Origin of the sequence: Synechococcus sp. 'PEA 65AY6A-5F PE A', assembly GCF_047462575.1 — a bacterium.
In the GTDB taxonomy this organism is placed as follows: domain Bacteria; phylum Cyanobacteriota; class Cyanobacteriia; order Thermostichales; family Thermostichaceae; genus Thermostichus.
Window position 1 is genome coordinate 10104 of sequence record NZ_JAOALE010000022.1, and the last position, 19561, is coordinate 29664.

Here is a 19561-nt window from a genome sequence, read left to right on the forward strand (position 1 = left end):
GTGGGTGGCGGTGTCGGAGTCGGGGTGGGTGGCGGTGTCGGAGTCGGGGTGGGTGGCGGTGTCGGAGTCGGGGCGGGCGCGGGGGTAGGTGTTGGGGTGACTTCAGCGGTAGAAATCGGCTCCGGCTCTTCCTGAGTATCGCGGATTGTTGGGCGCGGCCAGAGCCAAAAGGCGGCCAACAAAGCCACAGCGCCTCCCCCGGCCAAGACCCACTTTAGGCTGCTGCCGGAAGGCTGGAGAACCGTTGGGGGGGCGGCTTGCGGCAGGGGACGGGTAGGGGGAGTATCCGTTCGTGGTGGGACGGGGGGATCCTGAGGGGGAGCAGCCGGAAGCGTGTTGCTGGCCTGGATGACTGTAGAGGGCGTTTCGGCAGTTTCGCCTTCAACTTTGGGGGAGGGATCCGGCGCAGCTTCTGCCGAGGGATCTGAGGGGAGAGGTTCCCGCTCGGCGATGTAATAGGGGATCCCTGCACCTGCAGGCGGGATGGGCTCATCTTCGACAAGATCCAGATCTTCATCGCGGATGTCTTCAAAGGCTCCAGAAGCCGATCCTGTATTGCCGGTGGTTTTGATCGGCGGTCTGGGATCGGAAGAGGGTGGAGCCTCGTTTTGAGCCTTGGCACCGCCGGTGGGAAGAATCACGGTACTGGCCTGGCTGCTGGGGAGTTGAGTGGCCACCGTCAGCTCATAGGCCTGCAGCAGCCGCTCCCCCAGCTCCTGCATCGTCTGCGGGCGTTCGTCCGGGTTTTTCTTCAGGCAATCCATCACCACCGCTGCCAAGGCGGGCGGGATCGGCTGCGGAGTTGTCTCCGGGTTGATCTCAAGGGGGCTTTCGTAGCAATGGGCGTGGATCCAACTGTGCAACGAGTCGGTTTCCAATTGAAAGGGCATGGATCCCGTCAGCATCTCGTAGAGCACCACCCCAAACGAGTAGATATCCGAGCGGGCATCCAGAGACTTGCCCCGTATCTGTTCAGGAGAGGCGTAACGGGCCGTGCCGATAAATCCGCCCCCTTTGTGGGTGCCTAGGCTGAGGGTGTGATCCGCCAGGGTCTTGGCCACGCCGAAGTCGAGGATTTTCAGTTGAGACGTGAGTTGGCCCTCTTGCAAGACTTGCTCGAGAAACAGGTTGCTGGGCTTGATGTCGCGGTGAATCACGCCCCGAATCTCGCGGCCATCTACCTTGGCGCGGAACGTGTGGGCAAAGTGCAGCCCTTCACAAGCCTGCAGGGCCAACCGAATGACTTGCCGAAGCGGCAGAGCCCCTTTTTCCCGCATCAGCTTGCCCAGATCCTGCCCCTTGAGGTACTCCATCACCAGGTAGGCTTGCTCGCCCTCTTGGCCGTGATCCAAAACTTTGACGATGCGGGGATGCTGTCCCAGAAGGATGCTGATGCGGATCTCTTCGGCAAAGCGGCGGCGCAAATCGATCTGGGCGTCGCCCCGGCTCAGCAGCAAGGGCGCGTGCAGGATCTTGACCGCCACCTCTTGGTGGTTGTTGTGTAAGTCCAAGGCGCGAAAGACGGATCCCATGCCGCCACCACCGATTTCTTGAATTAGCCGGTAGCGACCGCCCAAAATGCGATTGGTGAGATCAAAAGACATAGGTTTGCAGGCGCAAGAAGAGGCAGCTCAGGCCAAGATGTCCATACGATAAACCAATTGCCGGAATTCATACCCGCCCATTGCTCAGTCCAACTTCAGGGATCCCAATCTTTGACTCTCTGGAGGCCCAAGCGCTCCGCGCCGCCGGCGCGACCACCTCCAGCCCCTCTCCCAGCCCCCCTCACCCCCAGCCCCTCTCCCAAAGGGAGAGGGGAGTTAGGGATAGCGCTTTGCGCCGCCAGCGCGTGCGCGACAGCGTTGCGACAAGCCGTTTTTTATTACCATTTGGAATGACTATTTAGAGATTTTTTTAAGGATCTCCAGTAAATGTGAAAAAAGCGCAAGGGAATGCTGGGGGAAATTCAGCCTTCTGGGCAACCTTCAGCCCAAAGGGGGATGATCGGAAGGGATCCCTGCGCGAGGGCTTATGGACTTGGGCTTGGTGGTGATTGCCTACAAAGAGGGGGATCGGGAGAGCAAGGCCGCCTGTCAACTGTGTGCGGAGCAGTTGCGCCGGCGCGGCGTTACGGTGCTAACAGCCCCCACCGGCTTGCACCACAACCCCTACCCGGTCTTCCTGGAGGCCACTTCCGATCCCATCGACCTAGCTGTGGTACTGGGGGGAGATGGGTCGGTGTTGGCGGCGGCCCGCCACCTGGCCCCCCATGGGATCCCGATTTTGCCCATTCAGTCGGGGGGCAGGCTGGGGTTTTTGGCCCAGTCAGAGCGGGTGCTGCACCAGGATCCCTGGGATCGCATCCAGGCCGGAGACTTCGTCCTGCAAGCCCGGATGATGTTGCAGGCCCAGATTTGGGAGCAAGTGCAACTGGGGCAAGGGGCTATTCCTGGCGAGGGCAAGCGGCAGGGCCGCCCGGTCAGTGACGTGTACTACGCCCTCAACGAAATGTGCCTCAAGCCCATCAACCGGGAACGCCTGCCCGCCGCCATCCTGGAAATCGAAGTCAATGGCGAGATTTTGGATCAGTACCACGGGGATGGTGTGCTGGTGGCTACACCGACGGGATCCACCTCCTACACCCTGGCAGCCAACGGCCCCATTCTGGAGCCCAGCTTTGAGGCCATCATCATCACCCCCATCTGTCCCCTCAGCTTGTCCAGCCGTCCCATCGTCATCGGCGGCACGGCTACGGTGGAGATCTGGCCCCTTGCCGATCCGGAAGGGCTGACCCGCCTCTGGAGCGATGGCGTCTTGGCCCAATCGGTCAACCCCGGCCAGTGGGTACAAATTCAACGGGCTCACCTGCCGGCCAAGCTGCTGATCCTAGAAAAAGACCTCTCCTACTTCCGCACCCTGCGAGAAAAACTGCAGTGGGCCGGCAGCCGCATCTACATCCCCACCACCAACCACCGCCCGGAAGGGGGATAAAGGGATCCTAAAGTTGGGGAGCTAGAGTAGCGGAGTTTGACTCCCCTGGAATCCTCTCCCATGAGCCTCAGACTTTACCTACTCAGACACTTTTCCAGCAGTTCAACCTAAAGCTTTAAAGAGATCCGCGACTCAAGCTTTCCAAACGCTCCCCGACGGATTCCGCTATCAAAATGAGTCTGAGGTTCACTCAATTGGGATAAATTGCAGCAGGGATCCCGTGTGGATGAGATGGGCCGGGGCAGATTTTCCATCCTGGCCGGGATGGGCCAGCAGCACACAGCGATCTTGGGGGGTGAGGTTAAACCCGACAGAGGGATCAGGCTCTCTTTTCAGTTGAGAATTGAGTTGCGGATCCCCGACAAACGTCAGTTGAGCCAAGAGGGCCAATAGGCAATCTAGATGGGCCAAATCCGTTCCGAAAGGAGTCCGCTCCTGCAAGGTGGCCAACGCCACCGGGTGGCCTTCCCGGATGAGATAGGTGAGGATCCCGGCACAGCGCTCTACGGCCCGCTCCAGCTTGTTGCGATGCGCTTCAGGGCCTTCTCCCCGCGGCTGCCAGCGGTTTTCAAAACAGAGGACAATGGCCTGGGAACGGGGACGCTCCAGCTCGCGCACGACCAGTTGATCCCGTTTGGCCGAGATCTTCCAGTGCACCGAGCGCACATCATCTTGGGGACGATAAGGCCGCAAGCTGAGATAGTCCCCCTCCTGGCCCGGCTGAGGGCGCAACCGGCTGCCGCCGCTGAACTGATCCGGCAGCAGCAAACCCTGCACAGGGGCAGGCCGAGGAAACACGATCACCGTCTGCGCATCCTCAATTTCCACTGCCTTGCGGAAGAGTTCAAAGGGAAAGCTGGTGGCAATTTCAAAGCCCTGCAGCCGCCACGCCCCTCGCCGTGAAAAAGTGTGCTGATAGAAGGTATCTAGCTTGGCGCCGGGATCCAAGCGCAAAACGTAGCTGGAAGGCCAATCGGCCCGCCTGAGCCCCTCAATGCGCTCGCTGACCTGTAGGGAAAAACTGGGCAGGCGCCGTTTGCGGTTGACCAGCGTCAGCCCCACCAAGACCGGCTGGCCGGCAAAAATGCGGCTGGGCAACTGCCGGCTCACCTCCAGATCTTTGAGGGTAAGCTCGGAGAGCATGCCGCTGAGGAGAATGAGGCTGAGCAGCATCCCCAGCACCAAGTAAAGGGGATTGTTGCCGGTGTTGAAGGCGGCAATGCTTACCAAGAGGGTGATCCCAACAAACCGCCCCCCGATGCGGGTAAAGCGGAAGCGGCGCAGAAAACGAACCCGCTGCCTTGAGGACAACTGGGGAGGGCGGATCCCCAACTTCCGCGGCCACTGCAACGATTGCAGGAGTTGAAGTGCCGTTTGGCTAAGTTTCAATAACATTTGCCTGCCTCCTCTGCAGCCCTGTACCGCTAATTCTTGCTCCCCAACCCTCCGCGCAAGAATACCCGTATCTTGCAGCGTAAAGGGATCAGGCACTAGGAGCAGGTTTGTTCGGTGAGGATTTGGGCAATGGCCGCAGCCACCCGCTCCTGTTGTTGGAGAGTCAACTCAGGAAAACAGGGCAAGGACAACACTTGAGCAGCACAGAGCTCAGCATTGGGCAGATCCCCAGGTTTGTACCCCAACTTTTTGCGGTACACCGGCTGCAGATGCAGCGGGATGGGGTAGTAAACGCGGCTGGCAATGCCCCGCTCCTGCAACTGCTTTTGCAACCGGTCGCGCCGCCGCGAGTCCGTCGAGTCGGAACCAGGCACCCGCACCGTGTACTGGTGCCACACCGAGTTGCCCCCCACCGCCACCTGGGGCAGGATCAGCCCAGGGATCCCTTGCAACAGGCGGTGATAGCCCTCGGCAATGGCCTGCCGCCGCCAGTTCCACTCCCGCAGGTAGGGCAACTTAACCGACAGGATCACGGCTTGCAGCGCGTCGAGGCGGCTGTTGAGGCCGATGTGCTCGTGCTGGTATTGGCGAGTCTGGCCGTGTTCTTTAAGAATGCGAACCTTGCGGGCCAATTGTGGATCCCGGGTCACCACTGCCCCGCCATCCCCTGCAGCCCCCAAGTTTTTGGTGGGAAAAAAGCTGAAGCAGCCGATATCTCCCCAGGTGCCCACCGGCCTGCCCCCCCAACAGGCCCCCACCGCCTGGGCGCAATCTTCTATCACGGCCAACCCATGTCGCCGCGCGATGGCCAGAATCTCGGTCATGTTGGCCGCCTGGCCGAACAGATGCACCGGGATCACCGCCTTGGTGCGGGGGGAAATGCTCTTTTCCAAAAGCTGGGGATCCAGGTTAAAAGTGCAGGGATCCACATCCACAAACACCGGCCGTGCCCCCACCAAGTCGATAGCCTCGGCGGAGGCAAAAAAGCTAAAGGCAGTGGTGATCACCTCGTCACCTGCTTGGATCCCAAGGGCGCGCAAGGCCAGCACCAAAGCATCGGTGCCGGAATTGCAGCCAACAGCCTCCAGGTCCCCGCCGCCAAGAAACCGGGAGAATAGCTCCTCAAAACGCCGCACCGCCTCTCCCCCGATGTACTGGCCTGAGGCCAGCAACGCCTCCACCTCGGGCAGAAGAGTTTCAGCCAGAGCGCGGTATTGCAAGGTCAAGTCCAGCAGCGGAATAGGCTCATCCGTCACGGTGCTGCCTTTTGGGAAGGTAGCGGCCACAGCCCATTATCGAGGATGAGAGCTTTCGACACTCCCACCAACTAAAGAAAGCTGGAGAATTCTTACCCAGTCCGTTGCTGGACTCGTAAAGGCGTTGTCAAGCCGCCTCTAGACAGCTCTCACGGCCCTGTCCCGCTAGCGCAAGCAAGGACATAATGCCAAGGCTCTGCTTGGTTTGTCTTGCTTAGCTGCCGGCTAGGTTTTTCACGAAGGTAGGTCAGTATGTACAGTGTAGCAGAGAGAGAAATCAGCGATTAAAATCGCCTATGCCTCTTCCCTGAGGCGGAAAAGCTGATTTTCGGCGTCCACAACGCTCTGGCCCCAAGTGATTCTTCCCTTATCTTCGCTACAAGTGGACTGCTGGGATCCCAGCCCACTCCGAATCTATCCCAATCTGAGATAGAGTAAACGCGGTACGTCCCTGGCCAGGGATTCCCTAGGTCGGCTACAGCTATCGACAGGATGTTCTATGCAGGTTGCTTCTCAAGCAGTTCTCGGCAAAGCCCCTTTGGCCCCCCGAATTCTAGCTTTGGTGCCGGGAGGGATTGGCGACCAAATTCTTTTTTTTCCCACCCTGGCAAGTTTGCGGCAGCGCTTTCCAGAAGCGGAGCTAGAGGTGTTGGTGGAGCCGCGGGCGGCAGCTGCCTACGAGGTTTGTCCCTCGGTGAATCGGGTGCTAACCTTTCCGTTTAAAGAGCAGCTCTCGTTGGGAGATATCAGCGATCTGCTGGGGCGAATCCGGGAACGGCAGTACGATGCGGTGCTGAGCCTGGGCAGAAGCTTAGGGGTCAAGCTGCTGCTTTGGCTAACTGGGATCCCGAAGCGGGTTGGCTATGCTCCACCAGGGCCTGGGCGACCTTGGCTGACCGACCCGGTGCCCCTGAAGCCGGCCCAATATGCAGCGAGCATGTATCACGACCTGCTGCAGGGGTTTGGCATCACTGCGACGGCAGGCCTGCCTCAGGTTCGCCTAAAGAAGACAGACCTGGAGTGGGCCGAGCAGGAACGCAAGCGCCTGCTGGGGGATGCTGCCCAAGATTACGTGCTGTTACATCCCGGCGCCAGCCAACTGTCCCAGGAGAAGGGAATTCAGAAAATCTACCCCCCCGCCAGCTGGGTCAAGGTCATCAAGGGCTTCCGGGAAAAGCGGCCGGAGCTGCCGCTGGTGCTGCTGCTGGGGCCAGAAGATGAGCAGCTGGCGGAGGGCTTTCTGTCGCAACTGCCGGATCTGCCGGTGAGCCGCCCTCCCCACCTGGGCCAACTGGCGGCCTTGATTGCTGGCTCCACCCTGCTGTTGTGTACCGACAGCGCCCCCATGCACCTAGCAGTAGCCACCCAAACTCCCCTGGTGGCTGTGTTTGGCCCCACTGAGCCGGAGCGGCTGCTGCCTTCCGAAGGGCCGTTCCGCGCCGTTAAGGCTGCCAACGGGGTGATCGACTCGATTGCTCCTGAGCAAATCCTGCAAGTGATCTTCCCCGGCTAGCGGCAGAAGACTTTCCCCAAGACCAGCCCAAAAGGTTATGGGATCCTGCAGCCACTTCGGACAAGTTTGAAACCATTCCCTCACCCCAACTCCTCTCCCAGGACACTGCGCTCCTCGCCCCAGGGAGAGCTTGTCCCGCTATACCGGCTGTCCCAGCCTGGAAAGGGAGTAGCACAGTTTTCTCCTTCTCCCTCTAGGAAAAAGGCCGGGAATGAGGAGCTTGTTTGGCCATGCGGACGAAGGGACTTGAACCCTTACGCCTTGCGGCACTAGATCCTAAGTCTAGCGCGTCTGCCATTCCGCCACGTCCGCAAAAGCTGGCCCCGTAGGCCGGTTGTCAGCCGACTCGGATCCCGCTCAATTATGCTAACCCAAGCCGGCTCTGGCTAACCCGGCAACTGGGCAACGGCGACCTTCAGCTCCTCTGTGGCGTCCAAAACCACCCAGCCTTGCCCCCCTGCCCGCTTCCACAGCTCAAAGTGCAGGTGTGGCCCGGTTACCGCCCCGGTTGCCCCCACATAGCCGATCACGGATCCCTGTTCCACCACTTCCCCGGCTCTTACCGCGACTTCGGACATGTGGCCGTAGCGGGTGCGCCGACTGCCGCCATGGTCCAGCACAACCGTAATTCCCAGGCCTCCCAAGGATCCCGCGCTCACCACCTTGCCGCTCAACGCAGCCAGGATTGGCGTGCCCAGGCTGGCCCCCAGATCCACGCCGGCATGGAACTCTGGCTGGCCGCGGATGGGGTGAATTCGCATGCCAAACCCAGAGGTAATCGGCACGGGGTGGGGCAAAGGATAGAGCAACTGTTCTTCACCTGTCGCCAATTCGGGCAATGCCGGCGCTGGCGGCTTAGGCGTTTGGGGTTGGCTGGGATCCTCAATACGAATCTCTTCGCCTGGCATGAGGATGATGCGGCGACCGGAGCTGCGCTCCATCAGCACCACCGGCACCCCACTTTCCGGCTGAGCATCGACGGCCAAGTTCTGGGTTGCTGGCGGCTCCATAATAATTTCCCGCCCCACCACCGTCTCTGCGCGGGTTTCTGCCTCCAGGGTTGGAGAGCTGCCAGGTTTGGACGCCAAGCCTGGAGACTCTGGGCTGCCCGCCGGCAGGGGAATGGCACCATCCAACAGCAGGGCTTCTGCTCCAGGGGTGTCCAGAGCCGGGCCTATTGAGGGAGGAGGGGGCAGAGGATGGAGTTGCGTCTGCGCCAGCAGAGCGGTGGAAGAGAAGCAGAGCAGCAGGCCCAGTCCCAACCCTAAGCCCAGGCCCAGCCGCCGCAGCAGCCGCGCCCTTCTCGCCAACCGGCTGCCTGGCCGGGAGAGAAGACGCAGCCAAAAAGACTTTGCCGACATGCGCAAGGGATCCAACACGGGTCACTCAGGAGGAAACGAAGGGCCACTGGCAAGAGACGCTTGATAGCTCAGGCGCACCTGGTCGGGAGAAAGGACGAGGATCTGTCCTCCTGGAGTTTGTACCCGCAGCCTGCCATCCTCGGCAAGGCCCAAAACCGTAGCCGACGCCTCACCAGGGAGCCATTGGACTTGCGGCTTCACCGTCCAGGCTTCGTACCTGGAGCGCACAGGGGCAAACCCCTCCTGCAGCCAGATCTGAAACCCGCGCTCCATCCCCTGCAAAACCCAGGCGGCAACTGCGGTGCTGTCCTGCCGGGATCCCAGAATTTCTGCCAAGGCAATCCCGCCAGCGGGCACGGGATTGTTGACATTGACCCCAACGCCGGCCACCAGCCCCAGCAGTTGCCCTCTCTCCCCAAAGCGGCTCTGCACCAAGAGGCCACCCAGCTTGCGCAGAGAACCCGGACACTGCTCATCCACCACCACCAGGTCGTTGGGCCATTTCAGCCGCAGCGGGATCCCCAGTTTCTGTCGTAGGCTATCCACAACACCCCAGGCCAGCGTCAGGGTCAACTCCAGCAGCGAATGCCGCAGAGGCGGGGATCCCAGCCAGACCGACAGATACAGCCCCCCCGGCTCCGAGTGCCACACCCGCCCGTGCTGGCCCTGTCCTGCCCGTTGGCGGGTGCTGACCAAAACCGTGCCCGGCGGCAGGGGCTGAGGAAACTGGCGCCCCCACTGCAAAAGCAGCCGGTTGGTGGAGTCGGTTGTCACCACCTGCAAGAGGTGGTGGCCCCATGCCCCCTGGCCCACCAGGGATCCCAGCCGCGAGGGGGAGAGCATGGCTAAGTCCCCCCAGCCCTAGCTCAACACGATATCTTCTGCCGGGCGTTGGGCCAACCGCTTCAGATTTTGATAGCGCAACATGTCCAGCAGGTCGTTGCCGGAGCGCCCCTCCAGACGGGCCTCCACGTGCAGCGCCTGCCCCAGCGCCTCCACCGCCTGCAGCCGTGGGATCCCGCGCAACACCAGGCGATCCACGGCGTAGGCATCGGCAGCCAGAAGACGGCGGTCGTTGGTCTGGTCGCGGCGCAACTGCCAAAGCGCCAAGCCGCTCAACCCTCCCGAAACCGTCGCCCCCACCGGGTCTTGCTGCACGACCTCGAAGATCAGGCTCAGCCCTCCCAGAGCCGCTATGGCCAGGTAAAAGTCGATCTGCCGCGAGGCTGCCCGGCTGTAGTAGCCCACCTTGTGGAGAAACAGCCCTGCCCGCTGCAGGGGAGTGAACTGTCGCCACTCGTAGGGTTTGATGAACAGCCGCATCTGCCGTTCCCAGGGCATCTGTCGGCGGCCCTTGATCACCACCGTCTGCCGCTCCGAGGCCGGCAAGATCTTCACGCTCTCCCGCATGCTGGCGGGCAGCAGATCCAGCAGGCGATCGATCTCAGCCTGGTCGAGAACGTAGTTGTCGTAGCTGTAGTACTCCGAGTTCATGCCGGGCCTACTCCTGAGCTTAATCCCATCGCCTGACGCATCTCTCGCACTGCCCGCTCCAATCCCACCAGCACCGCTCGACTGATGATGCTATGGCCGATGTTCAGCTCTTCCATGCCAGGGATCCGGGCCACCGGGCCGACGTTCCAGTAGGTGAGGCCGTGTCCGGCGTTCACCCGCAAGCCCAGTTGAATCGCCTGTTGGCTGGCCTGCCGCAGTTGGGCCAACTCCGCCTCTTGCTGCGCCTCCGAGGATGCCTCCGCATAGCGTCCCGTGTGCAGTTCCACCCAGCGGGCCCCCACCTGGGCAGCGGCGGCAATTTGGATGGGATCGGGATCGACAAACAAGCTGACGGGAATGCCGGATCCCTGCAGTTGGCTTACCACCTCGCTAAGACGCGACACCTGCCCGGCCACATCCAGACCGCCCTCGGTGGTGACCTCTTCTCGCCGCTCGGGCACTAGGGTGACATAATCGGGCTTGATCTCCAGGGCGATGGCCACCATCTCGTCGGTGGCGGCCATCTCCAAGTTGAGGTGGGTGCGCACCGTCTGGCGCAGTAGCCGCACATCCCGCTCCTGGATATGGCGGCGATCCTCGCGCAAATGCACCGTGATCCCATCTGCCCCTGCCAACTCGGCGATCACCGCCGCGGCCACCGGATCCGGCTCTACGGTGCGGCGAGCCTGGCGCAGGGTGGCGACGTGGTCGATGTTAACTCCCAGACTTAACAAGGCTCAACTTCTTTCACTGTAGCTGGTGATGAATGCTCCTAGTATTACATTATTCATTACTTGTGCCGGTCAGACGAGTCAGGGTATTGCGGGGCGCAGAGCTAAGGGGCACAGGCTTTATGATCGAGAACGACACCTCGCCCCTCCGGGATCCACTGCGGGCTTGCCATGACCAATCCAGATACCTCTTTGGCGGTGGGACAACACTCCATTGTTGACCGGGCGCGGGTGCCGGTCCTGATTGCCCAATACCTGCCGGTAGAAATCTGCATCTACTACCAGGTTGTGCCCCTCGCTCTGGACACCGACAGCTTGATCTTGGGCATGGTGGATCCCCAGGATTTGGCGGCGTTGGACTACGTGAGCAAGATGCTCGCCTATTCCCAGATCTCCGTTGAGCCGATCCCGATTACTTTTGAGCAGCAGCAGGATTTAATTGCCTACTACTTCAGCCATCCGCCGAGCCCGGCAGAGGTGGAGCAGCTACGCCTCCAGGCCCAAGCCAGCCGCGTCACCCGGGAAGTTCCTGCTCCCGTGGCCGAGCCGCCCAGCCGACTGACCCCCACCCAGCCGCTGCCGGCACGGCCAACTGCTCCGCCCCTTCCTGTTGACGAATCGGAAGAGACGGCGCAGCAGTTGCTGAACTCGATGCTGCGGCGAGCTTTGGAGGAGAAAGCGGAGCAAATTTTTGTTGAACCCCAGGAGGGGTTGGTGTGTCGGGTGCGCTACCGCCAGCAGGGGATTTTGCGGGATCTATTTAAGGATCTCTCGGAGTCGATACGGGCAAAGTTGATCGCCGCCATGAAGCGGATGATGGCCCTGGATGCAGGGCTGATCGGGGAGCCCCAGCAGGCGGAAGCAGAGCGGATGTATCGGGGGGAGCCGCTGGTGCTGCAATTGCGCATCATTCCCCAGCGCTCCAAGAGTGGCCAGGTTTCCTCCTCCAGGGAAGGCGCCATCCTCAGCATTCTGCGAGGGGAGACCCTCCACAAGTATCAGCAAGGCCAAAACCGCCTCCGCGTCTCCGAGACTGTGGCTTTGGCCCAGCAGGCCCATCAACTGCTGCAACAACTGCAAGCTGCCCTCAGCACCACAATCGAGAAGCTGAAGCAATACCCCACCCCCCCCGGCAGCGACTGGCCCCTGATGACAGAAATGCTGGCGGCCATTCAGGCCCAAGCCCAGATGATCGCCATCCGCCAGCAGGACTGGGAAAAACTCAATTCCGGCAGTTGATCTCCTATGGGCATTTGGATACAGGCCGGGCCACTGCTCTCCTGCCCCAATCCCTGCCCGTAGGAATCCAGAAGCCTCTCCTCCTCGCTCCAGGCGTCCCATTCCCACGACAACCTGAGCGGCTTCTTCCTAGCGGGATCCCTCCCGCAACAGCACCAAAATCACCCCGGCAATAATGCTGATGGTGGCCCCGGCAATCAGGCTGGTGGCCAGACGTTCCAGCCGTTCCCCAATGGTTTGGGCGGTGTCGAACTTAAAAGTGAGCTTTTCGACGTCACCCGAGAGCTTCTCGACCCGCTCCGAGAGCTTTTGGGTATCTCCTGAGAGCCGATCGATCCGATCCAGAATCTCCCCTTGTTGTTGGGTGAGGCGAGCTATTGCTTGGCTGTTGGTTTCAACCAGCCGCTCGACCCGCTCTAGGCGCTCTTCTGTCGAAATCGTCATGGGGCTTGGAAGTCACGAGCAGGGTATCTCCGCCTATCGATCCTAGGCTACTCCCGGCCTTTTGTCTCTCTAGCGTCGGCTTGACCGGACAGCCTCTGCTCCTATTGCCTCGGTTGAGTGCGATAATCTGGAGATCGTGCAGTCTTGTGCGCTAGCCGCCATGTCGTCAAAAGATCCGACGTCTTTGCCCCAGCCCAAGCTGCCGCCAGGAGAAACCTCCGCTGGCTCCAGATCCCGCGCTTGGTGGCAGGCTCAGCGGGAGAACTTGCTGACAGTGGTGCTGGCGCTGCTGTTGGCCTTCGGCATTCGCACCTTTGTGGCGGAAGCACGTTGGATCCCCTCCGATTCGATGCTGCCCACCCTAGAAGAAGGAGATCGGCTGGTGGTGGAAAAGATCAGCTACCGCTTCAGCTCCCCCAGACGGGGCGACATCATCGTCTTCTACCCGCCTGCCAAGCTGAACTTCGACGGTGCCTACATCAAGCGGGTGATCGGCCTGCCGGGGGATCGCATCCGCATTGCCGATGGCAAGGTGATCGTCAACGGCATCCCGCTCCAGGAGGACTATATCTACGCTCCCCCCAATTACTCCTGTCCGGGCGAGCGCTGCCCCGGCGTGCCCAACCAGGGATCCGAATTTCTCGTCCCCCCCGGCTCCTATTTTGTGATGGGGGACAACCGCAACGACAGCCAAGACTCCCATGTGTGGGGATTTTTGCCGGAAGAGAACATCATCGGCAACACCATCTTCCGCTTTTGGCCCCCCAATCGCCTGCACTTTTTCACCCCGCCAGAGTATCCGGAGCTCTCTTCTGAAGGGGCGCAGGCCTCGGGGAGTCGAACCTAAACCTGGGAAAACCTCTCAGCGGGCCCGCTCCAGCACATAGTCCACCATCTGAAACAAAGCTCGGCGGGCTACCGAATCGGGGAGAACTTCCAACGCCTCAGCAGCCCGACGGGCATAGTCTCGCGCCAACTCGCGGGAGCGCGGGATCCCATTGCTCTGGTAAACCCACTCCAGGGCCTGCTGGAGATCCTGGGGTTCGGCCAGCTCTCGGAGGATCAGCTCTCGCATCTGGGGAAACTCCTCCAGGGCGAACAAAACCGGTGCCGTCAAGTTGCCCTGGATGAGGTCAGATCCCACCGGCTTACCGAGCATCTCTGCCGAAGCGGTGAAATCCAGCAGGTCGTCCACGATTTGGAAGGCAATGCCCAGGTCGCGGCCAAAGTCGAAGAGGCGATCGGCCACCTCAGGACTGACCCCGCTCAGCAGCCCGGCGGCCTTAGAACTGCCGGATATGAGGGAGGCGGTTTTGTAGAAGCTCTTGGCCAGGTACTCTTCCAAGGACACATCCGGGTCGAAGCGGGTGAGGCTCTGGCGCACCTCGCCCTCCGGCAGATCCATGATCACCTTGGACAGGAGCTTCACCACTTCCAGATTGTCCAGGTTAGCCAAATACCAGGCAGCTTGGCCGAAGAGGTAGTCCCCCGCCAGCACCGCTACGCGGTTGTCGAAAAGGGTATTTACTGTGTCGATGCCCCGCCGCACATCGGCAGTGTCGATGACATCGTCGTGCACCAAGCTGGCCGTGTGGATCATCTCGGTAATTTCCGCCAGGCGCCAATGCTGCGGGGTAATCTCCCCATCCGGCGTAGTAGCCCGCGCAATCAACAGCACAATCGCCGGTCGGATCCCTTTCCCCCCCGCCGAAAACAGATGTTCGGCAGCCATGGCCAGAATTGGGTGTTTGGCGCTAACCAGCCGCGACAGGTTCTGGCGTAAACGCTCCAGATCCGCTTCTACAGGGCCAAAGGGGGAGAGCACAGAGGTCATGGAGCCAAAGTATGAGAGGTTTTACAAAATTTCATATCTCCCCTTATTGTAGAGCACCCCAACGTTCTCGGGGAAAAGCGAGCGGTATCATGCAAACAGTCCTCTGCTTTTTTATGTCGGATCCCGTTCCCCCAGTGCCAACCGGCTCTGTCCCCTCCCTCCCTGCAGAACCCGATTGGGAGGAGGAGTGGGAGCTTGCACTGGAGCGGCCACCTCTATCGGGGCGAGCCCAGCCTCACCACCATGACCCGCAGTCGCGGCGCAAGCTGATCCATCGTCTGGCTCGCATCGAGGGGCATGTGCGCGGGATCCGCTCCATGATCGAGCAGGATCAGCCCTGTCCGGATGTGCTGCTGCAGATTGCCGCTGTCAAGGGGGCACTGGATCGGGTGGCGCGCCTTATTCTTGACGATCACATCCGTCACTGCATCCGCCACGCCATCGAAAGTGGCAACATCGAGGTGGAACTGGAAGAGCTGCAGCGGGCCCTGGATCGCTACATCAGCTAGTGGATACAAGCCTTTCCCATGGGGGTGGGCTGGGCTTTGCTCAAGCCAAGGCTAGCTGTTGCCGTCGGCAGCGTAGCGCTCCAGCAGAGCGGCGCTTTTCAGTTGCCATTGCAGGCCCATGAAGGCCCAGTCCAAGAACTCGTTGATCTCCTCCTGGCTGAACTGCATGGCTTTGCCGATCTCGAAAATCAGGGCCTCTTCTTTTTCCGCTAGCTTGTTGTTGACCACCGCCATCGCCGCCAAATCTCTCAGGATCAAGGCTCCGGCTGCATTGTGTAGAGGAGGGATCCGGCTGAGGTCTAGGGTTGCGCCTGTCTCGTCGGCCAGATAGCTTTGGGCCACCTGTTTTTCGACGCCCATCCCTTCTGCAATTTGCAGGAAAAAGTTGCTCTCCTCTTCGTCCAACTGGCCGTCCACGCGGGCCACCGCGATCAAGGCTTTGAGGTAGAGCTGGCGCTGCTCATCTGTCAAGTCGGCGTAGTTGACCATAGGGGTTGCTGCTGAGCTTGGGTTTCCTCTTCAACTTTGCCACGAAGATGCCACCTGGTGTCGATTCGACCCTTTTTCAGCCGAGGAAAAATCGATTACAATAGAGGGCCTGTGTCATAGCTAGCCGCCAAGACTTCCGCTGGGATGTGGGAAGGGGCGGCAACTTGGCTTGCTTCATCTTTTTTTCTCTTGGTAACCCTTTACAGCTTGCGGAGCACCCCCGAGGAGCAGACACCCCATGGTTAAATTGCGGCTCAAGCGCTACGGAAAAAGACGGCAACCCACTTATCGCATCGTCGCCATCGAAAGTAAGGCCCGCCGCGAGGGTCGTCCGCTGGAGGAGTTGGGCTACTACAACCCGCGCACCAAGGAGACGGTTCTGGAGACGGCAGGCCTGCTCAAGTGGTTGCGTTGTGGCGCTCAGCCTACAGATACGGTGGACAGCCTCCTCAGGAAGGCCGGCATCTACGAGATGCTCAAAGCCGGCGAGGGCGGAGTGGTTGCCGCGATTCGCATCCCGGCTATCGCCAAGCCGGAGGCTGGGATCCCTGATCCGGCGCCGTCCACAGAGGAGCCTGCCGCTGTTTGCGAGGCCTCTGCCGAGATGGCAGGGCAACCGGGGGAAGTCGAGCCGGCTGGGGCGGCAGCGGAACCGAACTCCCAGGAGCCGGAGCCTGAGGAGGAAAAGCCTCAGGTTGAGGCCTAGGGTCGGCTACGCTTTCGGTTAAGCTTGGCTCGGCAGTTGTTCTTCCCTGTCGTCTAGCTCCCCATGCCGGATTACGAGGCCCTTGTCCATCTCCTGATCGAGCCGTTGCTCAGCGGTGGCCCGCCGCAAATGGATGTGGAAACCACTTGTGGCGGGCGCAAGGTATGGCTGCGGCTGGCTTTTGACCCCAAGGATCGCGGGCGGGTGTTGGGGCGAGGCGGGCGCACCCTGCAGGCCATTCGGCAGGTAATGATGGCGGCAGCTCAGTTGGCGGGGCAATCGCTGTACATCGACATCTACGGAGAGTCTGGAGAGCGGGAATGAGCCAGATCCTTACCTTCTTGGGCAAAGGGGGCACAGGCCGGAGCACCCTGGCCGTGGCAGCGGCCCGGGCAGCAGCCCAGCAGGGGCGGCGGGTGCTGTTGGTGGGCCATCAGCCGGGGTCGGGGCTGGAGATGCTCTTGGGTGGGATCCCGCTTTCCGGCGAGCCGGTAACCATTGCCGCCAATTTAAGTGTGGTGCAGTTGCGCACAACTCAGCTCCTGGAGCAACACTGGACGGCGGCCAAGGAGCTGGAAGCCCAATACGTGCGCACTCCCTTTTTCCGGGAGATCTACGGCCAGGAGCTGGGGGTGTTGCCGGGGATGGATCAGGCCCTGGCTCTGGAAGCCCTGCGTCGCTACGATGCCAGCGGCCAGTACGACTGTATTCTCTACGATGGGCCGGGGGATCTGACCACCTTGCGGGCTTTTGGGATCCCGGAGGTGGCCAGTTGGTACTGGCGGCGGGCTTCTAAAGCTTTTTTGGGCTCCGACTTGGCCAAAACCCTGCGCCCTTTCGTCGAGCCCCTGCTGCGATCGGTCAGCACAGTGGAGTTCTCGTCTTTAGAGGATCTGTCGAATCGGCTGGGGGGGATGACCAACATTTTCGAGGAGGGACGCCAGGCCATCGCCGATCCTCGTCGCGTGTTGGCCCACCTGGTAACCACCCCGGATCCGATGGCCGTGCAGACTGCCCGCTACCTCTGGGGCAGCGCCCAGATGGTGGGGCTGACGGTGGGTGGCCTCTGGGTCATGCCGCTGGTTCCTGGGGAAGTGTCGGCTGCCGATTTTTCTCCGCTGCCTGTGCGCATCCTGCCGCGGCGCCAGGGATCCGATTGGTCGGCTTTGGAAGAGGCGGTAGGAGGGATTTTCGCGGTGCCGCAGGTGCCGCCGCCGGTGGCCATCGACGAGGGAGCCCGTACCGTCAAGCTGTTTATTCCCGGCTTCAGCAAGGCCCAGATCGAGCTGAGCCAGTCGGGGCCGGAACTGACCATCACCGCCGGGGATCAGCGGCGCAACTTGTTCTTGCCCCCCAGCTTGGCAGGCCGGCAGGTAACCGGGGCCAAGTTTCAGGAGCCTTTCTTAGTCATCACCTTTGGCTAGGCCATCGCGCCAGCGGAGGAGAAGGCGATGTTGGCCAAGCGGATCATTCCCTGCCTGGATGTGGCGGCGGGGCGGGTGGTCAAAGGGATCCGGTTTGTGCAGTTGCGCGATGCCGGGGATCCGGTGGAGCTGGCCCAGGCCTACGACCAGGCGGGAGCTGACGAGCTGGTTTTTCTAGACATCACCGCCACTCACGAAGAGCGGGAAATCTTGCTGGAGGTGGTGCGGCGCACGGCGGAGCAGGTGTTTATCCCCCTCACGGTGGGAGGTGGGATCCGCGATCTGGAAGGGATCCGGCAACTGTTGCGGGCCGGGGCCGACAAGGTGAGCCTCAATTCGGCGGCAGTCCGGGATCCGGATCTGGTCACCCAGGCCAGCCGTCGGTTTGGATCCCAGTGCATCGTGGTGGCCATCGACGCCCGTGCCAAACCTCAGGGTGGCGGTTGGGAAGTGTACGTGCGCGGGGGGAGGGAGCCGACGGGCCTGGACGCGGTGGAGTGGGCCAAAACCGTGGCCGAGCGGGGGGCGGGGGAGATCTTGTTGACCAGCATGGACGCCGACGGCACCCAAGCGGGCTACGACTTGGAGCTGACCCGCCGCGTGGCCGAGGCGGTGGCGGTGCCGGTGATCGCCTCAGGGGGGGCAGGGGAATGTGCCCACATCCGCCAGGCTCTGCAAGAGGGGGGAGCAGAAGCAGCCCTGTTGGCCTCGCTGCTCCACTACGGCCAGTTGACAATTGCCCAGATCAAAGCCGATTTGGCCGCCCACGGCATTCCGGTGCGTCGCTAAACCTGGAGAGTTTGCCCATGCAGGATCTGGCCGATCTCCTGCCCCATGTCAGCCGCCTTGCGGAAACAGCCGGGCAGGCCATTTTGGAGATCTATCGGCAAGATCAGATCCGGGTCAGGGACAAGGCCGACTCCTCCCCCCTCACCGAAGCCGATCTGGCCGCCCACCACTTGATCCTGCGGGGCCTGCAAGATCTGACCCCCGGCCTCCCCGTGCTCTCGGAAGAATCCGGCGGGATCCCGTATCCGGAGCGGCAACAGTGGCGGCAGTTCTGGCTGGTGGATCCCTTGGACGGCACGCGCGAGTTTATCGGGCGCAGCGGCCAGTTCACCGTGAACATCGCCCTCGTCGAGGCAGGGATCCCCATCTTAGGCGTCGTCCATGCCCCCGCTCTCGGCCTTACCTACAGGGCTGTGCAAAGGCTGGGGGCCTATAGAGGAGATCAGCCCATCCGGGCCCGCCCGCCCGCCCAGGCCCCTCTGCAAGTGGTGGCCAGCCGCTCCCACCGCGGCCCGGAGACGGAGCAATTTCTCGAGCGGCTGCGGCGGCGCTACGGTTCCCTCGAGGTGAAGTCGGTGGGCAGCGCCCTGAAACTCTGCTTTGTGGCCGAGGGATCCGCCCATCTCTACCCCCGCTTCGACCCAACCATGGAGTGGGATACTGCTGCTGCCCACTGCATCGTCGAGCAAGCCGGGGGAAGCGTCACCGATCTAAAAGGGGATCCCTTGCGCTACAACAAGCCTGATCTGCACAACCCGCCCTTTGTGGTGGCTGCCGCCGATGCAGCCCAACTGTGGCAGGAGCTGGTTCCCTAGAAAGCCTGGGATTACATGCCCATCTCGGTGGGGTTGAACCCCTCCGGAAACTTGGTGTACTCATCGTAGAGGGCGCCGCGAAAACGGGTGTTGGTGATGATGGCTCCCCGCAGATCGGCGCCAATTCGCAAATCGGCGCGGCTGAGATCGGCCTCGCTAAGGTCGGCCCTGAGCAACTTGGCCCGGTAGAGGTTGGCCCCCCGCAGATCGGCCTTGACCAGCTTGGCCCCAATGAGGTTCACCCGCCGCAGTTTGGCTCCGCGCAGGTCGGCCCCTGAGAGATCTGCGCCCGACAGATCCCCCTCGCGCAAATCCGCCCCACTTAAGTCGGCATCCCGCAGGACAATGCCCCTCAAGTTCGCGCCGCTCAACTGGGCTCCGCTCAGGTTGGTTCCAGAAAAATCCCGCCGGCCAGACGCATAAGCCTGCAACAGTTGCTTGGCGTCCAGCAGAGGTTTGATACTCGCTGTGGTCATCGCTGTTTGTTTCTCTCGCAAAAACGCAGAAGGCTACCCTAACCCCACCAGAGGCAGGCCAAGAGCTCTTCTGGGCTAGCTTACCACTCTGTGTC

The 19561-nt window shown here is 61.5% G+C and carries 21 protein-coding genes and 1 tRNA gene; 10 read left to right on the forward strand and 12 right to left on the reverse strand.

Translation table 11 applies throughout. The features are described 5' to 3' along the window. The coding region (locus GG26_RS08660; protein ID WP_414390017.1) for a serine/threonine protein kinase at positions 1 to 1604 on the reverse strand (1604 nt) is incomplete at its 3' end. Between the two features lie 427 nt (positions 1605 to 2031). On the opposite strand from GG26_RS08660, the gene GG26_RS08665 reads away from it, so the two are divergent. Next, a complete protein-coding gene (locus GG26_RS08665; protein ID WP_011431074.1) occupies positions 2032 to 2991 on the forward strand; it encodes an NAD(+) kinase in 960 nt (319 codons plus the stop codon). A gap of 186 nt (positions 2992 to 3177) precedes the next feature. On the opposite strand, the gene GG26_RS08670 is transcribed toward GG26_RS08665, so the two are convergent. Together GG26_RS08670 and GG26_RS08675 are read right to left on the reverse strand one after the other, a co-directional pair. Then, positions 3178 to 4386, reverse strand: coding sequence for a DUF58 domain-containing protein (locus GG26_RS08670; protein WP_099812889.1), 1209 nt, complete (start codon positions 4384 to 4386; stop codon positions 3178 to 3180). 95 nt (positions 4387 to 4481) lie between these two features. Next, positions 4482 to 5642 (reverse strand): DegT/DnrJ/EryC1/StrS family aminotransferase, encoded by a 1161-nt coding sequence (locus GG26_RS08675; protein ID WP_414390021.1) that lies wholly within the window; start codon positions 5640 to 5642, stop codon positions 4482 to 4484. 499 nt (positions 5643 to 6141) lie between these two features. Between GG26_RS08675 and GG26_RS08680 the strand changes: the two genes are divergently transcribed. Beyond that, positions 6142 to 7155, forward strand: coding sequence for a glycosyltransferase family 9 protein (locus GG26_RS08680; RefSeq protein WP_049749781.1), 1014 nt, complete (start codon positions 6142 to 6144; stop codon positions 7153 to 7155). 231 nt (positions 7156 to 7386) lie between these two features. Here the strand turns inward: GG26_RS08680 and GG26_RS08685 are convergent. From GG26_RS08685 to GG26_RS08705, 5 genes are all read right to left on the reverse strand, one after another. Then, positions 7387 to 7467: transfer RNA gene (locus tag GG26_RS08685), tRNA-Leu, on the reverse strand. Between the two features lie 74 nt (positions 7468 to 7541). After that, positions 7542 to 8516 carry a M23 family metallopeptidase gene (locus GG26_RS08690; RefSeq protein WP_099812888.1) on the reverse strand — a complete coding sequence of 325 codons (975 nt, stop codon included), beginning with the start codon at positions 8514 to 8516 and terminating at the stop codon, positions 7542 to 7544. A gap of 21 nt (positions 8517 to 8537) precedes the next feature. After that, positions 8538 to 9359 (reverse strand): biotin--[acetyl-CoA-carboxylase] ligase, encoded by an 822-nt coding sequence (locus GG26_RS08695; protein ID WP_099812887.1) that lies wholly within the window; start codon positions 9357 to 9359, stop codon positions 8538 to 8540. Positions 9360 to 9377: 18 nt separating this feature from the next. Further along, entirely contained in the window at positions 9378 to 10010 is a 633-nt protein-coding gene (locus GG26_RS08700; protein ID WP_011431080.1) for a DUF3318 domain-containing protein, read from the reverse strand. Beyond that, entirely contained in the window at positions 10007 to 10744 is a 738-nt protein-coding gene (locus GG26_RS08705) for a pyridoxine 5'-phosphate synthase (protein ID WP_011431081.1), read from the reverse strand. The genes GG26_RS08700 and GG26_RS08705 overlap by 4 nt, the downstream gene beginning before the upstream one ends. Positions 10745 to 10912: 168 nt before the next feature. On the opposite strand from GG26_RS08705, the gene GG26_RS08710 reads away from it, so the two are divergent. Beyond that, positions 10913 to 11980, forward strand: coding sequence for a general secretion pathway protein (locus GG26_RS08710; protein WP_011431082.1), 1068 nt, complete (start codon positions 10913 to 10915; stop codon positions 11978 to 11980). A gap of 129 nt (positions 11981 to 12109) precedes the next feature. On the opposite strand, the gene GG26_RS08715 is transcribed toward GG26_RS08710, so the two are convergent. Further along, on the reverse strand, positions 12110 to 12424 hold the full coding sequence (locus tag GG26_RS08715; RefSeq protein WP_011431083.1) for a hypothetical protein: 315 nt from the start codon (positions 12422 to 12424) through the stop codon (positions 12110 to 12112). Between the two features lie 160 nt (positions 12425 to 12584). Here GG26_RS08715 and lepB point away from each other — a divergent pair, with 160 nt between their 5' ends. Then, positions 12585 to 13271, forward strand: coding sequence for a signal peptidase I (lepB, locus tag GG26_RS08720; RefSeq protein ID WP_011431084.1), 687 nt, complete (start codon positions 12585 to 12587; stop codon positions 13269 to 13271). A gap of 15 nt (positions 13272 to 13286) precedes the next feature. Here the strand turns inward: lepB and sds are convergent, their stop codons facing one another. Further along, positions 13287 to 14258 (reverse strand): solanesyl diphosphate synthase, encoded by a 972-nt coding sequence (gene sds / locus GG26_RS08725; RefSeq protein WP_011431085.1) that lies wholly within the window; start codon positions 14256 to 14258, stop codon positions 13287 to 13289. Between the two features lie 89 nt (positions 14259 to 14347). On the opposite strand from sds, the gene GG26_RS08730 reads away from it, so the two are divergent. After that, positions 14348 to 14767, forward strand: coding sequence for a metal-sensing transcriptional repressor (locus GG26_RS08730; protein WP_414390028.1), 420 nt, complete (start codon positions 14348 to 14350; stop codon positions 14765 to 14767). A gap of 51 nt (positions 14768 to 14818) precedes the next feature. Here the strand turns inward: GG26_RS08730 and GG26_RS08735 are convergent, their stop codons facing one another. Beyond that, complete coding sequence (locus GG26_RS08735; protein WP_011431087.1) at positions 14819 to 15256, reverse strand: TerB family tellurite resistance protein; 438 nt, start codon at positions 15254 to 15256, stop codon at positions 14819 to 14821. 238 nt (positions 15257 to 15494) lie between these two features. On the opposite strand from GG26_RS08735, the gene rpsP reads away from it, so the two are divergent. The 5 genes from rpsP to cysQ all read left to right on the forward strand — a co-directional run bounded on the left by rpsP (position 15495) and on the right by cysQ (position 18990). Beyond that, positions 15495 to 15962 carry a 30S ribosomal protein S16 gene (gene rpsP, locus GG26_RS08740; RefSeq protein ID WP_011431088.1) on the forward strand — a complete coding sequence of 156 codons (468 nt, stop codon included), beginning with the start codon at positions 15495 to 15497 and terminating at the stop codon, positions 15960 to 15962. Positions 15963 to 16025: 63 nt separating this feature from the next. Further along, a complete protein-coding gene (locus tag GG26_RS08745; protein WP_011431089.1) occupies positions 16026 to 16286 on the forward strand; it encodes a KH domain-containing protein in 261 nt (86 codons plus the stop codon). After that, on the forward strand, positions 16283 to 17386 hold the full coding sequence (locus tag GG26_RS08750) for an ArsA family ATPase (protein WP_011431090.1): 1104 nt from the start codon (positions 16283 to 16285) through the stop codon (positions 17384 to 17386). Before GG26_RS08745 ends, GG26_RS08750 begins: the two co-directional genes overlap by 4 nt. A 27-nt stretch (positions 17387 to 17413) precedes the next feature. Continuing rightward, on the forward strand, positions 17414 to 18175 hold the full coding sequence (gene hisF, locus GG26_RS08755) for an imidazole glycerol phosphate synthase subunit HisF (protein WP_011431091.1): 762 nt from the start codon (positions 17414 to 17416) through the stop codon (positions 18173 to 18175). 17 nt (positions 18176 to 18192) lie between these two features. Next, positions 18193 to 18990, forward strand: coding sequence for a 3'(2'),5'-bisphosphate nucleotidase CysQ (gene cysQ, locus GG26_RS08760; RefSeq protein ID WP_414390034.1), 798 nt, complete (start codon positions 18193 to 18195; stop codon positions 18988 to 18990). A gap of 11 nt (positions 18991 to 19001) precedes the next feature. On the opposite strand, the gene GG26_RS08765 is transcribed toward cysQ, so the two are convergent. Continuing rightward, a complete protein-coding gene (locus GG26_RS08765; protein WP_011431093.1) occupies positions 19002 to 19466 on the reverse strand; it encodes a pentapeptide repeat-containing protein in 465 nt (154 codons plus the stop codon). Between the last annotated feature and the right edge of the window lie 95 nt (positions 19467 to 19561).

Excerpts from the sequence above, each read along its gene's own strand:
- GG26_RS08680 (WP_049749781.1), top strand. The coding sequence starts at position 6,142 with ATGCAGGTTGCTTCTCAAGCAGTTCTCGGCAAAGCCCCTTTGGCCCCC.
- rpsP (WP_011431088.1), top strand. The coding sequence starts at position 15,495 with ATGGTTAAATTGCGGCTCAAGCGCTACGGAAAAAGACGGCAACCCACT.
- GG26_RS08765 (WP_011431093.1), bottom strand. The coding sequence starts at position 19,466 with ATGACCACAGCGAGTATCAAACCTCTGCTGGACGCCAAGCAACTGTTG.
- lepB (WP_011431084.1), top strand. The coding sequence starts at position 12,585 with ATGTCGTCAAAAGATCCGACGTCTTTGCCCCAGCCCAAGCTGCCGCCA.
- GG26_RS08735 (WP_011431087.1), bottom strand. The coding sequence starts at position 15,256 with ATGGTCAACTACGCCGACTTGACAGATGAGCAGCGCCAGCTCTACCTC.
- GG26_RS08690 (WP_099812888.1), bottom strand. The coding sequence starts at position 8,516 with ATGTCGGCAAAGTCTTTTTGGCTGCGTCTTCTCTCCCGGCCAGGCAGC.
- GG26_RS08750 (WP_011431090.1), top strand. The coding sequence starts at position 16,283 with ATGAGCCAGATCCTTACCTTCTTGGGCAAAGGGGGCACAGGCCGGAGC.
- hisF (WP_011431091.1), top strand. The coding sequence starts at position 17,414 with ATGTTGGCCAAGCGGATCATTCCCTGCCTGGATGTGGCGGCGGGGCGG.
- GG26_RS08670 (WP_099812889.1), bottom strand. The coding sequence starts at position 4,386 with ATGTTATTGAAACTTAGCCAAACGGCACTTCAACTCCTGCAATCGTTG.
- GG26_RS08715 (WP_011431083.1), bottom strand. The coding sequence starts at position 12,424 with ATGACGATTTCGACAGAAGAGCGCCTAGAGCGGGTCGAGCGGCTGGTT.
- cysQ (WP_414390034.1), top strand. The coding sequence starts at position 18,193 with ATGCAGGATCTGGCCGATCTCCTGCCCCATGTCAGCCGCCTTGCGGAA.
- GG26_RS08710 (WP_011431082.1), top strand. The coding sequence starts at position 10,913 with ATGACCAATCCAGATACCTCTTTGGCGGTGGGACAACACTCCATTGTT.
- GG26_RS08745 (WP_011431089.1), top strand. The coding sequence starts at position 16,026 with ATGCCGGATTACGAGGCCCTTGTCCATCTCCTGATCGAGCCGTTGCTC.
- GG26_RS08730 (WP_414390028.1), top strand. The coding sequence starts at position 14,348 with ATGCAAACAGTCCTCTGCTTTTTTATGTCGGATCCCGTTCCCCCAGTG.
- GG26_RS08695 (WP_099812887.1), bottom strand. The coding sequence starts at position 9,359 with ATGCTCTCCCCCTCGCGGCTGGGATCCCTGGTGGGCCAGGGGGCATGG.
- GG26_RS08700 (WP_011431080.1), bottom strand. The coding sequence starts at position 10,010 with ATGAACTCGGAGTACTACAGCTACGACAACTACGTTCTCGACCAGGCT.
- sds (WP_011431085.1), bottom strand. The coding sequence starts at position 14,258 with ATGACCTCTGTGCTCTCCCCCTTTGGCCCTGTAGAAGCGGATCTGGAG.
- GG26_RS08665 (WP_011431074.1), top strand. The coding sequence starts at position 2,032 with ATGGACTTGGGCTTGGTGGTGATTGCCTACAAAGAGGGGGATCGGGAG.